Annotated in this window: 11 protein-coding genes; all 11 read right to left on the bottom strand. The window is 41.9% G+C overall.

Annotation, left to right across the window (positions count from 1 at the left end):
- Positions 1-182 precede the first annotated feature (182 nt).
- Positions 183-1,091, bottom strand: a complete 909-nt coding sequence (locus tag J2Z28_RS29305) for a YitT family protein (protein ID WP_211085539.1) — start codon at positions 1,089-1,091, stop codon at positions 183-185.
- 132 nt (positions 1,092-1,223) lie between these two features.
- Positions 1,224-2,337, bottom strand: a protein-coding gene (gene prfB, locus J2Z28_RS29300) for a peptide chain release factor 2 (protein ID WP_211085538.1) whose coding sequence is annotated in 2 segments (ribosomal slippage) — positions 1,224-2,264 and positions 2,266-2,337 — 1,113 coding nt in all. Because the reading frame shifts where the segments join, the coding sequence is not laid out codon by codon here.
- A gap of 439 nt (positions 2,338-2,776) precedes the next feature.
- Positions 2,777-5,281 (bottom strand): preprotein translocase subunit SecA, encoded by a 2,505-nt coding sequence (secA, locus tag J2Z28_RS29295; RefSeq protein WP_211085537.1) that lies wholly within the window; start codon positions 5,279-5,281, stop codon positions 2,777-2,779.
- A gap of 788 nt (positions 5,282-6,069) precedes the next feature.
- Positions 6,070-6,633 carry a ribosome hibernation-promoting factor, HPF/YfiA family gene (hpf, locus tag J2Z28_RS29290; RefSeq protein ID WP_017691993.1) on the bottom strand — a complete coding sequence of 188 codons (564 nt, stop codon included), beginning with the start codon at positions 6,631-6,633 and terminating at the stop codon, positions 6,070-6,072.
- Positions 6,634-7,044: 411 nt separating this feature from the next.
- Positions 7,045-7,242 carry a cold shock domain-containing protein gene (locus J2Z28_RS29285; protein ID WP_017691992.1) on the bottom strand — a complete coding sequence of 66 codons (198 nt, stop codon included), beginning with the start codon at positions 7,240-7,242 and terminating at the stop codon, positions 7,045-7,047.
- Positions 7,243-7,533: 291 nt separating this feature from the next.
- A complete protein-coding gene (fliT, locus tag J2Z28_RS29280; protein ID WP_211085536.1) occupies positions 7,534-7,893 on the bottom strand; it encodes a flagellar protein FliT in 360 nt (119 codons plus the stop codon).
- Positions 7,890-8,273: a flagellar export chaperone FliS gene (fliS, locus tag J2Z28_RS29275; protein WP_145149327.1), complete on the bottom strand. Its 384-nt coding sequence runs from the start codon at positions 8,271-8,273 to the stop codon at positions 7,890-7,892. Before fliS ends, fliT begins: the two co-directional genes overlap by 4 nt.
- A 23-nt stretch (positions 8,274-8,296) precedes the next feature.
- On the bottom strand, positions 8,297-9,781 hold the full coding sequence (gene fliD / locus J2Z28_RS29270) for a flagellar filament capping protein FliD (protein WP_244988600.1): 1,485 nt from the start codon (positions 9,779-9,781) through the stop codon (positions 8,297-8,299).
- A gap of 13 nt (positions 9,782-9,794) precedes the next feature.
- Positions 9,795-10,187, bottom strand: coding sequence for a flagellar protein FlaG (locus J2Z28_RS29265; protein WP_211085535.1), 393 nt, complete (start codon positions 10,185-10,187; stop codon positions 9,795-9,797).
- Positions 10,188-10,317: 130 nt separating this feature from the next.
- On the bottom strand, positions 10,318-12,225 hold the full coding sequence (locus J2Z28_RS29260) for a glycosyltransferase family 2 protein (RefSeq protein WP_211085534.1): 1,908 nt from the start codon (positions 12,223-12,225) through the stop codon (positions 10,318-10,320).
- A 442-nt stretch (positions 12,226-12,667) separates the two neighbouring features.
- Positions 12,668-13,558: a flagellin Hag gene (gene hag / locus J2Z28_RS29255; protein ID WP_211085533.1), complete on the bottom strand. Its 891-nt coding sequence runs from the start codon at positions 13,556-13,558 to the stop codon at positions 12,668-12,670.
- Positions 13,559-13,670: the final 112 nt, after the last annotated feature.

Below are 13,670 nucleotides of genomic sequence, written 5' to 3'. Positions count from 1 at the left end.
CGCTGGCATAGCAAAAATCCCCTCCGGTTTTCAGTGTTGAGTTCATTTTAACATGATCTCTTTTTTTCACTGTCTACCTTGAGGGGATAATACCACTCTCAGAGAAGGGCGTACCTGCTTTTTTTCTTGAATTTTCAAACTTATGAGTCTATATTGGCTCACTCATTATATTTTCAACCCGTTCACACATGTTCTCCCCGCTTAAAACCTTCGCCAAGCACTTCGTGCGCGTTACTGATAATGACAAATGCTCCCGGGTCCACAGACCGGATCAACGCTTTAAGTCTTGGCACCTCATTTTGCCCAACCACGACCATTAGTACTGTTCGTTGATCGTCGGTGTAACCACCTTTGGCTTCCAGCTTTGTTAATCCGCGATCCAAGTCATCCAGAATCACTTTGCTAATCGCTTCCGTCTGGTTGGAGATAATATACGCCACCTTGGAGAAGCCCAGCCCCATCTCAACAGCATCGATCACTTTACCAGTAACATACAACCCAATCAGCGCATAGAGGGACTGCTCCAATGACAATACAAAAGCAGCCATAATAATAACCGTAGCATCCATGATGACTACACACAGCGAGTAACTCAGTCCACTGTACTTCTGTACGATTCGTGCAAGAATGCTCATGCCACCTGTTGATCCTCTACCTCGGTATACAATTCCAATCCCTAAACCAACACCAATCCCACCATACAGTGAACCAAGTAGCGGATTCGTTGTTGGAATAGCCCAATCCTTCGTAAGATAGACTAACAGAGGCAGAACAATGCTGCCCAGTACTGAACGAATCCCATACTGCTTACCAATAAGCAGGAAACCAGCGATCAGGAGTGGGATGTTAATCGCCCACTGGGTGTATGCCGGCTCCAGATTGAGCCACTCCTTGCCTAGGATCGATAACCCGGACACTCCACCCGAAGCGATCTGATTCGGTAATAAAAATAGATTAAAGGCCACTGCAATTAAAAACGAGCCTACAATGATAGATACCGTATCCACGACGTTTCTCCATGGACCATTGAGTGGAATGAGGCTAGTTATCCTCTTTTTGCGGTTATTATGAAATTGTGATCGTTGTTGCATGTTCTCGTGCTCTCCTTTTATGTGACTGATCAGTTGTTCGCTCATTTTTTCTATCCTATAAAATTATTCAAAAAAAAGCTCCCGTATACACCAGCATACGCCTACACGTATGGGTCCATACAGGAACTTATATTAATCGGTTTCTACTTTAATCTGGCTACGCAAATAACCATCGATGAATGCATCGAGGTCGCCGTCCATTACTGCTCCTGTATTTCCTGTCTCCACGCTTGTACGGTGATCCTTTACCATACTATAGGGATGGAACACATAGGAGCGAATCTGGCTACCCCATGAAATATCCGACTGATCTCCTCGGATTTCATCCAGCTGTTGTTTTTGCTCTTCAATTTTACGCTCATACAATTTCGAACGAAGCATCTTCATCGCCCGCTCACGGTTCTTGATCTGTGAACGTTCATTCTGACACGTTACAACTACACCTGTCGGAAGGTGGGTAATCCGCACGGCTGAGTCGGTGGTATTGATATGCTGTCCACCCGCGCCACTCGCACGGTAGGTATCAATCTTGAGATCCTCTGTTCGAATGTCCAATTCAATCGTATCATCAATCTCAGGAACCACATCACATGATACGAAGGACGTATGTCTACGGCCCGATGAGTCAAAAGGAGAGATCCGCACCAGTCGGTGTACACCCTTCTCGGCTTTCAGATAACCATAAGCATTGTGCCCCTTGATCGATAGCGTGACGCTCTTGATCCCCGCCTCATCTCCAGGCAGATAATCCAGCACCTCAACCTTGAAGCCACGCTTCTCGGACCAACGTGTGTACATCCGGAGTAACATTTGTCCCCAGTCCTGTGACTCGGTACCACCTGCCCCCGGATGAAGCTCTAGAATGGCATCCATCTTATCATACGGCTGGTTCAGGAGCAGCTGAAGTTCGAACTCTGCCACCTTGCTCACGATCGCTGTGACGCTTCTACCGATCTCTGCAGCGAGGTCTTCGTCGCCTTCCTCGTCAGCCAGTTCTACCATCATCACCGCATCATCATAGTCCTGTTGGAGTTTGGTGTATTGATCCACAGATCCCTTCACCACATTTAGCTCAGCGATTACGGATTGCGCCTTGTCACTATCATCCCAGAAATCCGGAGCAGACATCTTCACTTCGAAGTTGCCGATCATCTCTTGCTTCAGATCTAAGTCAAAGAGACCCCCTAAGGTTGGTTAGTTTCTTGCCTATTTCACGCAGGTCATGCTTCACGTTTGGATCGATCATGTGCAATTCCTCTTTTCATTAAGATAAGCTCCCCGCATCCAGGGCATTCCTCCAGATTAAGTAAGTGATGCGCCACCCTGGTGTTGAGACTACTGTTATATCAGTATATCTCTTCCCCGTGATCATGGTCATATTATTATAACTATGCACCATTAATCGGTTTTGCATCCTTCACTTCATCCAATGAATACCCGGCTGCAAGGAGCCGTTCATGTCATGCTATCTAAGTTGACCTCATTCATGTTACACCTATTACTCCGATTACAGCAGCATCTTCCGATCGCTCTTATCCCCAGATTTTCTTGATTCCCTCTTACAAGGGAAAAATCCGGGGATAAAGGCGAACGCTCCGCTTCTTCAGATTGCTTCTGCACTCTCCGTTATGGTGTAAAATCAAGGTTCAGCTTATTACACTATAGTGTATAGAAAAAACCTCTAACTACTCTTGACCGTGGCAGTGTTTGAACTTCTTACCACTGCCGCATGGGCATGCGTCGTTACGTCCGATTTGGTCAGATACCTTCACTGGACGTTTCTCAGCAGGTTCACCGCTTGTCGAGATCTGACTTTCCTCAACAACCGCTTGACGCTCCTGATTGCTCTCGATCTGTGCTCTCATCACATAAGTCGCTACTTCTTCCTGGATCGAAGCGATCATCTGATGGAACATCTCGAAGCCTTCGAACTGGTACTCACGCAGTGGATCTGTACCGCCGTAGGCACGAAGGTGGATACCTTGACGCAATTGATCCATTGCATCAATATGATCCATCCACTTGCTGTCTACTGCACGGAGCACAACCACTTTCTCGAACTCACGAACCATCTCTTCGCCAATTCGCTCTTCACGTGCATTGTACTTGTTCTGAACTTTCGTAAACAGGTACTCGATAATCTCTTCTGCTTCCTTGCCCCACAGATCATCTTTTGTTACCGAACCATCATCCAGCAATTTGCTGTTCATGTAATCGGCAACTTCCTGCAACTCCCAGTTCTCTGGAATATCGTCACTGCAATGTGCTTCAACGATACGTTCAATGGAAGGTTTGATCATATCCATAACGATCTGTTTAATATTCTCAGACTCCAGTACCTCGCGGCGCTGTTTATATATAATTTCACGTTGTTGGTTCATGACATCATCATATTGGAGAACGACTTTACGCACGTCAAAGTTGTTACCTTCAACACGCTTCTGCGCTGATTCTACTGCACGAGTAATCATCCGGCTCTCGATCGGTTGGTCTTCTTCAAAACCAAGACGCTCCATCATGTTCAATACATTGTCTGCACCGAAACGTCTCATCAATTCATCACCGAGTGACAGATAGAATTGTGTTGAACCCGGGTCACCTTGACGTCCCGCACGACCACGCAGCTGATTATCAATCCGGCGTGATTCGTGACGCTCTGTACCGATGATATGAAGGCCGCCTACTTCAGCTACACCTTCACCCAAGATAATATCCGTACCCCGTCCAGCCATGTTGGTTGCAATCGTTACTGCACCCGCTTGACCAGCTCCTGAGATGATCTCTGCTTCTTCCGCGTGGTACTTGGCGTTCAGTACCTGGTGTTTGACACCACGGCGCTTAAGCATGTCAGACAGGCGTTCAGAGTTCTCAATGGACACTGTACCTACCAGAATCGGTTGATTCTTGCTGTGACGTGCCACGATCTCTTCTACAACGGCATTAAACTTGCCATCGATGCTCTTGTACACGACATCTGCCATGTCGTCCCGTTTGTTTGGACGGTTGGTTGGAATTTGCAGTACTTCGAGACCGTAGATTTTTTTGAACTCTTCTTCCTCGGTTTTCGCTGTACCCGTCATACCCGCGAGTTTACGGTACATCCGGAAATAGTTCTGGAAGGTAATCGTAGCAAGCGTCATGCTCTCGTTTTGTACTTCAATGCCTTCTTTGGCTTCAATCGCCTGGTGCAATCCATCACTGTAACGACGTCCAGACATCAGACGACCTGTGAATTCATCCACGATCATAACTTCTTCATCACTCACCACATAATCCACGTCACGACGCATGATTGCATTAGCTTTCAAGCCCTGTACAATGTGATGGTTGAGAGTTACATTGGCATGATCATACAAGTTCTCGATACCAAATGCTTTCTCTGCTTTTGCCACGCCGGCCTCAGTCAACGCTACGGATTTCACCTTGATGTCTACCGTAAAGTCTTCTTCTGGAACCAGACGTTTCACAAAACGATCTGCTGCATAATACATATCCGTCGACTTCTGAGCTTGTCCAGAGATAATGAGTGGCGTACGCGCCTCATCGACCAGGATGGAGTCCACTTCATCAATGATACAGAAGAACAATGGACGTTGAACCATTTGCTCTTTATAAAGCACCATGTTGTCACGCAGATAGTCAAAACCAAACTCGTTGTTCGTTCCGTACGTAATATCACATGCATATGCATGTTGTTTCAAAGCATGGTCCATACCGCTCAGGTTAACCCCTACCGTCATGCCCATGAATTCATAGATTTGTCCCATTTCCTGGCTATCCCGCTGTGCCAAATAGTCATTGACCGTGACCACGTGCACACCTTTGGACGTCAGCGCGTTCAGATATACCGGAAGTGTTCCTACCAGTGTTTTACCTTCACCCGTTTTCATCTCGGAAATACGGCCTTCGTGCAGAGCTATACCGCCCAGCATCTGTACATCATAGTGACGTTTGCCCAGTACGCGGCGTGAAGCCTCACGCACGGTTGCAAATGCCTCAGGAAGAAGCTCATCTGTCGTTTCTCCCTTTTCAATACGAGCACGGTATTCGTCCGTTTTGCCTTTCAGTTGCTCATCAGACAACGCCTGAAGTTGTGGTTCCAGTTTATTGATCACATCGACCGTCTTCATCAGACGTTTAACATCACGTTCATTCATGTCGCCGAAGATCTTTTTGACAAGTCCTAGCATGGTATACCCCTTTCGTGCAAAACAGAATAGACCCCCTGTTGCCGCCACGCGACACCATCGGATGGATGTTGTATCCACTTACCCGGGGGTGACAAACAATATAAAAAGTAATATGGATGAATCAACTCCAGGCTTGCCAAGGGTTCCTCATGAAGCTGATTCGGTATTCAAGAGGATTCGGTTATTAAAAACTAGCCGAAGCCCGAGCCTTGCGAATCATGTTCATGGTGCTGTGCCTGTCATTGATTATGATTAGCGATCATTCGTTGACAATTCCTCATCAGGACAATGATTCTCTTTGCATAAATTGTAACAGTTTGTAAGAGCCGCCGCAACACGCCACGGCACACTTCTTTGAACTTCTGAGACATATCAAATGGAGTTTAAGTGCAAAAAATCATAGTCGTTAGCGGAAGCGTTCGATTGTCATGTTTCGTTTTACAGCCTAGACGGCCCTGTCAACGAATTTTGATGGTAAATTTGGATGGAAATCTCAATAACCAGTTCTCGAATGTAGGTATACGAATATTTTCTTAAGCATCGGAATCTGGCAGTAAACTTTTACAGTTTGTGCTTCTTCTTACTATCTATTAGACGCAGCAGCATAGGGAATAGTTTCACCATTTTATTTCCAAAGGTGATTTCCCAGCTCCTCTACGCACAAAAGAGCCCCATCCCCTAAGGGATGGAAGCTCTTGTTAAGTCTAATCCAGGAAACCACAGTCCCTGTCTTCATTATTATTAGATATTCATATGCAAGTCCGTTCCGGTGATCCTGTACATTAAGATTAACCTTGTTCGATCAATCCGTACTTACCATCGTTCCGTTTGTAAACAACGCTAACTTCTTCACTGTCAATGTTGGAGAATACGAAGAAATTGTGACCAACCATGTTCATTTGGAGGATGGCCTCTTCCACGTCCATTGGTTTCAACATAAAGCGTTTTGTCCGTACGACTTCAAAATCATCGTCATCCGTATCCGCATCCAGTTCAGCTGTAGCTACAGTACCTGTTGGATCTTCAACGAAGAGTGTTTTCAGGCTACCTTCCTGGCGGAACTTACGGTTAATTTTTGTTTTGTGTTTGCGGATCTGACGTTCCAGCTTGTCCACCACGGAGTCAATAGATGCGTACATATCGTCGCTCTCATCCTCGGCGCGGAGCACAATGCCTTTCAAAGGGATCGTCACCTCTACCGTATGCAAACCTCTCGTCGTGCTCAATGTAACAGCACCGTCAGAGTTAAGGGGTGCATCGAAATACTTCTCGAGTCTACTCAACTTTTTGTCGACATAATCCTTCAAAGCATCAGTAACCTCGATTTGTTGACCTCGAATACTTAAATTCATAGGGCACTCCTCCTTTTTCCTTTGCCACTTCATTATAACACGAATGTAAGCGCCATGTAAAAACTACCGGTGACCGAATAATGACATCTGTTCAAGCCACATCTGCCAACGTAGGCATAACGCCATATTTCATCATATTCAGCCCTAATCGTATATTTACATGGTATGTCTTATTAGGCGCTTGATGATGTATTTAACCGTTTTTGAGCTTGCTCAATCTTATATGTAAAATGAACTTCAATCTATCTCTTGAATCTATTAAATTCACTAGAATAATGTTCCTCGGATGATCCTTAAATATCGAATCTATTAGAACAAAAAAAGACCCCGGAACGTACCGGAGTCTGATGCTAGCGATAATTCAATTTGGTAACCATCTAACCATATATGTAGGTCGGATTGTCCGGATGATTATAATTTGATTACGTTAGCTGCTTGCGGTCCACGTGCGCCTTCGACGATGTCGAATTCTACGGATTGACCTTCTTCCAAAGTCTTGAATCCTTCGGTTTGAATTGCGGAGAAATGTACGAATACGTCGCCGCCATCTTCAGTCTCAATGAAACCGTAACCTTTTTCTGCGTTGAACCATTTTACTTTACCTTGCATGCACTAACATTCCCTTCGTCATCAAATGAAGTGAAGCTTTCGGCCTTAACCTCTGCCCACAATTCAGATAATACCATCCAAAGTTATCCATTGTCAATTGGAAAAGTAAATGTTTTCTTGGAATTTTTTGTAGATTAATAGGGAATTGTGTTGAACGGTGAGATATCTTGAATATATCAGGGAATTGGAGGGTTGATAAGTCTATTTTGATGTATTTTTGATAGCACAAGAAACCCCGCACTGAGTATTTGCCAGTACGGGGGTTCGTTATAATTATTGGATACATTTGTACTACTTTCGTTTATCCATAAGGTAGCTTTCAGAAGCATATTTGGATTCATATACTGTACGCTGCGTTTTGGCCGTATTTCGTTGGAGCAACCATTCCTGCGCCTCGTTTTTAAGTGATGACATACGTTGCTCTATTATCGTGTCGTATGCCAAAACTTGCTTCAGCGCTTGTTTTTGCAGATCACTCATCTCTTGAACGTCCAAAATTCCATGCAATTGCTGCACTAGAAGTTGACGCTCTTCAACAAACTGTACTACATGATCAGAATCTTGAGTTTCTAAATCTTTGATAAAATTCTGCGTAAGCTCAGAAAGTTGACTGAGAACATCGTTTATCAAAGTCTTGTTGCTACTATTCATTGAGCTGAAGCTCCCATTGCTTGTTTGCTTGCTACAACCCAGGTCTCACGCAATTCCTGAAAATATCCCAGAGCTTCTTCCCCATGCTTGATATCTTTTTTGATATTGGCTTGAATCAGCAAATGGTTCATGTACTCATATAGCGAGAACAAATCTTTAGAGACAGGATAAGATAGATTCAGCGTAGACATTAGCTCACTAACAATCGTTTGAGCTTTACCGAGGTTCACATTCGCTTTAGAATAATCCTTGGTTTTAATTCCTTCCAAGCCCATTTTCGTAAATCGAATTGCACCATCATACAACATAATGACCAATTGCCCTGGAGTAGATGTTTGAACTGAAGATTGCTTATACTTGTCATAAGGAGATGTGATCATGCTAAAATATTCCTCCTTTTATTTTATTGGAAATAACTTGATAGACTCGAGGACTGTGACTGGAATTGACTCATAGCTTTTTCCATAGCAGCAAACTGTTTATAATATCGCGTTTCCCAAGTTACCATTTTTCTATCCAAGTCTGAAATCCTATTGTTGTAATTTTTCAATTGTTGGCCCATGCTACTCTCAGTTTTCAAAGTCATACTGGCGTCTGTATCGCTCTTAGAGGTACCTACTTTTTTGACCAACATATCCAAGGTTGAATTCAATTCTTTTCTCAACCCACTAAATATAGCAGGATTATTAGCGTCGGCAGAAGGGCCCCTAAAAGCACTTAGGATTCGATCCGGATTACTATCCAACGCGCTCTTAAGTTTTACTTCATCAATCTGTAACTTACCCTTTTCATAATATTGCCCTGTTGTAATTCCTGCCTCACTTAGCACTTTTAAGTTTCCTGTAATGACAGACCTCATTGAGGCTACAGCCGAGCTTAGAATGGTATCATTCTTCAAAAGACCACTTTTGGCTCGCTCTTCCCAATTTTTAATGTCATCTTCCTTCATATCTTTCTTTTGCTCTGCGGTCAAAGGTGCGTAATCTCGATACTTTTCTTCTGATAATCTTGTGTTCATCAATCCCAATAATTCATTGTAGGTATCAACAAAAGACTTAATCGTCTCCATCGCTTTTGTAGGATCGGACTGCGTTGAGACCTTGCTGGGTGAGCCTACATTCGTTTCTAACAGGGTCAAATTCACACCATTGACTAACAATGTATCTCCGGTAGTCGTATAATCCCGACTAACGCCAGAAGAGGTAGTAATAGTCACTGATCCTGGCACAGCGCCATTCGCCTTCAAACCTAGTACGTCTGATAACGAACTGGACATTGCTGCCCCACCAGTTCCTGTCCCTGTGATTACTTTCCCATTCTCTCTTGAGGTGATCGTTAACTTACCACTGATCTCATCATAACTTGCATTAGCTGTTGGGATTTCAGAATTAATCCGAGAAATTACGGTAGATAAAGAATCTGTATCTTTAAATACTAAAGATTTATCATTAATATGGAGTTCATATTCTGCCTTAGGTGGGCCTGTTTGGTCAAGCTGTGCTAGCGTAGTATTCAAGCTTGCTTTTGCATCAGGCGTTCCTGTAGTTAGCACTGTTTGGGTTTGTAAATTAGCCTTCTTAGCCAATGTTTTCACTTCAACAGTCATTGTCACAGAAGCTGCGTCCGCATTTGCCTCGGCTCTAACTGCTGTTGTATTTCCACTGACCGTTGATTTTTGTGTGTTTGTTGCTGCGGACAAATCCATTTGTTGCAACTTGTTGCTTAACTGCACAATTTTACTATTTAACTGTCTATAGCTATCTCTAGTCCAATCCAGAATCTGTTTCTGTTGATTTAACTTATCAAGTGGAACTCTCTTCACTGTCATAAGAGATTTGACCATACTGTCAATATCCATACCTGAGAAGCCGTTTATTCGCATGTTCATTTATAGTAACCTCCTATACCTTTTCATCAATCAGGATACCGGCGATTTCCATCATCTTGGCTACCAAGTCCAATGTTTTTTCAGGCGGAATTTCGCGAATCAATTCACCGGTTTCTTTATTCAGGACTTTCACTAAGATTTGATGAGTTTTTTCATGAACGCTCATCTCCAAAGTTGTTGTAGGCCCCTGAAGGGCTTTTACAGCTTTGTCGATCGCTTTAATAAGATGTTCGTCACCAGACGGAATGCTAATCCCTTGCCGTTCAAGCTTAGACATATCAACGCCGTTTCTCGCCGCTTGAATGAGTTGTGTGTTCAGATTTACTGATGCTTCACTTGGTTGACTTAAAGAACTTGAAGTACTGTTGTTCACTGAATTCGTTGAAAGTGAGAACTGTAGATTCATCGTTCATCCCCCGATGGAATTATTTATTATATTTATCGGTAAGTATAAACATAGAATGAAGAGATGTTGTAAATTAAAGCATGGCATGGCTGTAGATCCACACCAATAGTTTGGGTCAACTCCAAATATTTCACTTGATAAGACGATTACTTACAGGATAAAGCTCATGGACCCAGGAAACTGCAGGGAACTTCTCCACGATCCCATTTCCAATTTTCATCATGCCTTGTGTGTCATTTTTTTTCTCATAGAGCCTGAAGTTCCGTTCATATACTTCATAACTGGAATCTAAGTTTAATAATTTGGTATAAAAAATTTCTGCATCTTCCAAATAGCCATTACGGAAACACAAATCTCCCAACAGACGAACAACCTCCGGATTATTAGGAGAATCCTTAAACGTTACAATTAACATATCAATAGCTAATTCATCAAATCTAAATTCACTCAGAAGTTTACATACCCCAAAATGATTTTTGGGATCGTTATTTATCAGCTTCTCAGTGAGATCTTGGAATAATTCAAACTCTTCTATTATTATTAATTGTCTACATAATGAAAATAATACAGGCTGCAGAGCAGAACTGAGTGATCCAGTTAATAGTTCTCCCTTAAGTAGCTGTTTAATGACTTTCATCTCTTTATTTCCGAAATTCATTAAATTTTGAATTTTATTCGCTAAACTAGCTTCCTTAAAGATATATCCTACAAGCAAGATATCTTGAACTATTTCTCTTTTTTCCATGTCACGGATCTCTTCTAGTACGGTTTTCATTTGGTTCTTATCTTTACTATATATTTTCGCTATAGCATGAATATGAGGTTCAGTTGTAATCTTGAATTTTCCCAAATAAACGTTCAGTAATGGATGACGCAAGCTGTATAATACGTTCATTAAGTTTTGAAGGTCATCAATATTATTCATTCTATAGTAATCTTCAATAATCTGTTTAGTGTCATCTAAAGGCTGGTTTATCCTTAGTGTAAACTGCAAGTAATCCTGTAGCACATGAGCAGAATCCCCTTTTACTTTCATAGCGTTAATTCTTGCATTGTAACTTTTATCTAACTGATTACTTCTCTCATAAACATCTGATAATTGAAGATGAGCCATGTAACTTCCGCTGCCCTCAGTGATCAGCGTCCCTTGATCTCCTAATTCTAAACAATTTAAGAAACACTTCTCAGCGTCTTTGTAATACCCATTATTCATAAAAATAATCCCTTGAATGTATTTCATTTCTGTTTCTAACGGATATAGAACTGTAGCATCATTCAATATCGAGAGAGCATCATTAACTTGGCCAGTCTCATTAAGCGCAAATGCTAACTTAGTAAATAACTCAGGTAAATATACTTTATCCTTACCTAAAGAATACGATTTTTGAAAATAAGGAACCGCCTTCTTAAACTCATTCATACCAAAATATGTTTTTCCCATATTAAATAAATTATAGGCCGTTGGGTGCTCCTGAACTTCCAATTTCATTAATGGCAAATTACGCTTATACTTTTTTTCTTCAAGTATCTCCTCATCCATGTACCCTACGTGTTCGATCGTACAGGCCGACATATCACCGACATACTCGTGGTTTTTCTCCAGTATATTGAGATGCTCATGCAATCTATTTTCATACTTAAGACCAACATGATTTCGGAACATTCTCACCGCAGTGTGTGTAAAGGACCTATTGAATTTCATGTGATTTTTGATATTGAATACATAATAATCGTAGTCTTTAATCAAGTCTTTTTGTAAATCTGCATATTCTTCTAAATACTCATCAGCATCCATCACTAAAATATAATCAGATTTTGCATGATTTATAGCAAAATTTCTCGCTGCGGAGAAATCATTCACCCAGTCAAAGGAATAGATATTTGTGGTATATTTATTGGCTATATCAATAGTTGCATCTTTAGAGCCTGTGTCAACGATAACAATCTCGTTAACGACCTGCTTCACACTTTCTAAACAACGCTCTATATACTGCTCTTCGTTTTTTACGATCATACAAAGTGAAATCGATTTGGTCATTATATCCACTCGTCTCTTGATTAGTATTATTTAATTAGAGATATACATTACATCGTAAAATATAAGGTAATATACTCTATTTTGATAAAATTTTCAGTTCAATTTATATATAAACGAGCCTGAGGTATACTCATCATTGACCTGAGCATATCCATCTCCTCTATTATTATTAACTTTATGTTTTTCTTTGTACCATTCTGAGTAACTTTACACGGCAACATGTCATAAAACTATAAAACTATTGTTTATCGTCTCATTATCTACTTTTTATACCTTTTTTGAGCACTTCCTACGTATAACCCATTAATTATATAACATGCATAAATTTGATTTAATATATATTCTTGTGAATTTGATATCTTACCCTCAATTGTGCATAGTAAAAAAGGTTGTCGATGTAAAAATCGACAACCTTTTCTTACCATTAAGTAATGAATTAAATTTAACGAAGCAATTGCAGAACAGCTTGTGGCTGTTGGTTTGCTTGTGCCAACATTGCTTGGGAAGCTTGAGCCAAGATGTTGTTTTTCGTTTGGTTCATCATTTCTTTAGCCATGTCTACGTCACGAATACGGGATTCAGCAGCAGACAAGTTCTCGGAAGTCGTTCCCAAGTTGTTGATTGTGTGTTCCAAACGGTTTTGGTACGCACCCAGTTTAGAACGCTCTGCGGATACTGTCTCAATTGCTTTATTGATTGTTGTGATTGCTGCATTTGCAGACACCGCACTAGAGATACTGATACCACCGCTTGTTTTAGCTTCAGTAGAACCAGTTGCTGAGGAAGCTCCAGTCGCACCAACAGCCAAGCTTGCAGCATCCATAGCTTTAATTGTGAGAGAGATGTTTTGATCTGCGTTTGCACCGATATGGAAGCTCAGGTTAGCTGCACTGTTTACACCAGAACCTGCAGCCGCGAAACCATTAAGCAATTTCTTTGTATTGAACTCAGTTGTATTGGAGATACGAGTGATCTCTTTAGCCAACTCATCCACTTCATTTTGAAGAGATGTACGGTCTGAATCTGTGTTCGTATCATTGGAAGATTGAACTGCCAATTCACGCATACGTTGCAGGATGGAGTGAGTTTCGTTCAAAGCACCCTCAGCTGTTTGGATCAAGGAAATGCTATCTTGACCGTTTTTAGTAGCCATATCCAAACCGCGGATTTGACCGCGCATTTTTTCGGAAATTGCCAAACCTGCAGCATCGTCACCAGCGCGGTTGATACGCAGACCGGAAGACAATTTTTCGATAGCCTTGTTTGTGTTAGTTGTGTTTGCACCCAGTTGACGGTGAGTGTTCATTGCAGCAATATTGTGGTTGATAATCATTAGAAATTTCCTCCCTGAAAATAAGTTAGTTCCACATCCTTGTGGTAAACGCCGCGACATTAAGGTCGGCCGCCCTGCCGAAGCAGCGTCTAAACTATATATCGACAGGAAG

It is taken from the genome of Paenibacillus xylanexedens (genome assembly GCF_017874615.1).
Classification (GTDB): domain Bacteria; phylum Bacillota; class Bacilli; order Paenibacillales; family Paenibacillaceae; genus Paenibacillus; species Paenibacillus xylanexedens.
The sequence above is the reverse complement of the archived record's forward strand: the minus strand, read 5'-3'. Positions and strand labels throughout refer to the sequence as shown.

What these genes read in the sequence shown, in the direction of transcription:
- J2Z28_RS29305 (WP_211085539.1), bottom strand. Translation starts at nt 1,091, where the DNA reads ATGCAACAACGATCACAATTTCATAATAACCGCAAAAAGAGGATAACT.
- secA (WP_211085537.1), bottom strand. Translation starts at nt 5,281, where the DNA reads ATGCTAGGACTTGTCAAAAAGATCTTCGGCGACATGAATGAACGTGAT.
- hpf (WP_017691993.1), bottom strand. Translation starts at nt 6,633, where the DNA reads ATGAATTTAAGTATTCGAGGTCAACAAATCGAGGTTACTGATGCTTTG.
- J2Z28_RS29285 (WP_017691992.1), bottom strand. Translation starts at nt 7,242, where the DNA reads ATGCAAGGTAAAGTAAAATGGTTCAACGCAGAAAAAGGTTACGGTTTC.
- fliT (WP_211085536.1), bottom strand. Translation starts at nt 7,893, where the DNA reads ATGAATAGTAGCAACAAGACTTTGATAAACGATGTTCTCAGTCAACTT.
- fliS (WP_145149327.1), bottom strand. Translation starts at nt 8,273, where the DNA reads ATGATCACATCTCCTTATGACAAGTATAAGCAATCTTCAGTTCAAACA.
- fliD (WP_244988600.1), bottom strand. Translation starts at nt 9,781, where the DNA reads ATGAACATGCGAATAAACGGCTTCTCAGGTATGGATATTGACAGTATG.
- J2Z28_RS29265 (WP_211085535.1), bottom strand. Translation starts at nt 10,187, where the DNA reads ATGAATCTACAGTTCTCACTTTCAACGAATTCAGTGAACAACAGTACT.
- J2Z28_RS29260 (WP_211085534.1), bottom strand. Translation starts at nt 12,225, where the DNA reads ATGACCAAATCGATTTCACTTTGTATGATCGTAAAAAACGAAGAGCAG.
- hag (WP_211085533.1), bottom strand. Translation starts at nt 13,558, where the DNA reads ATGATTATCAACCACAATATTGCTGCAATGAACACTCACCGTCAACTG.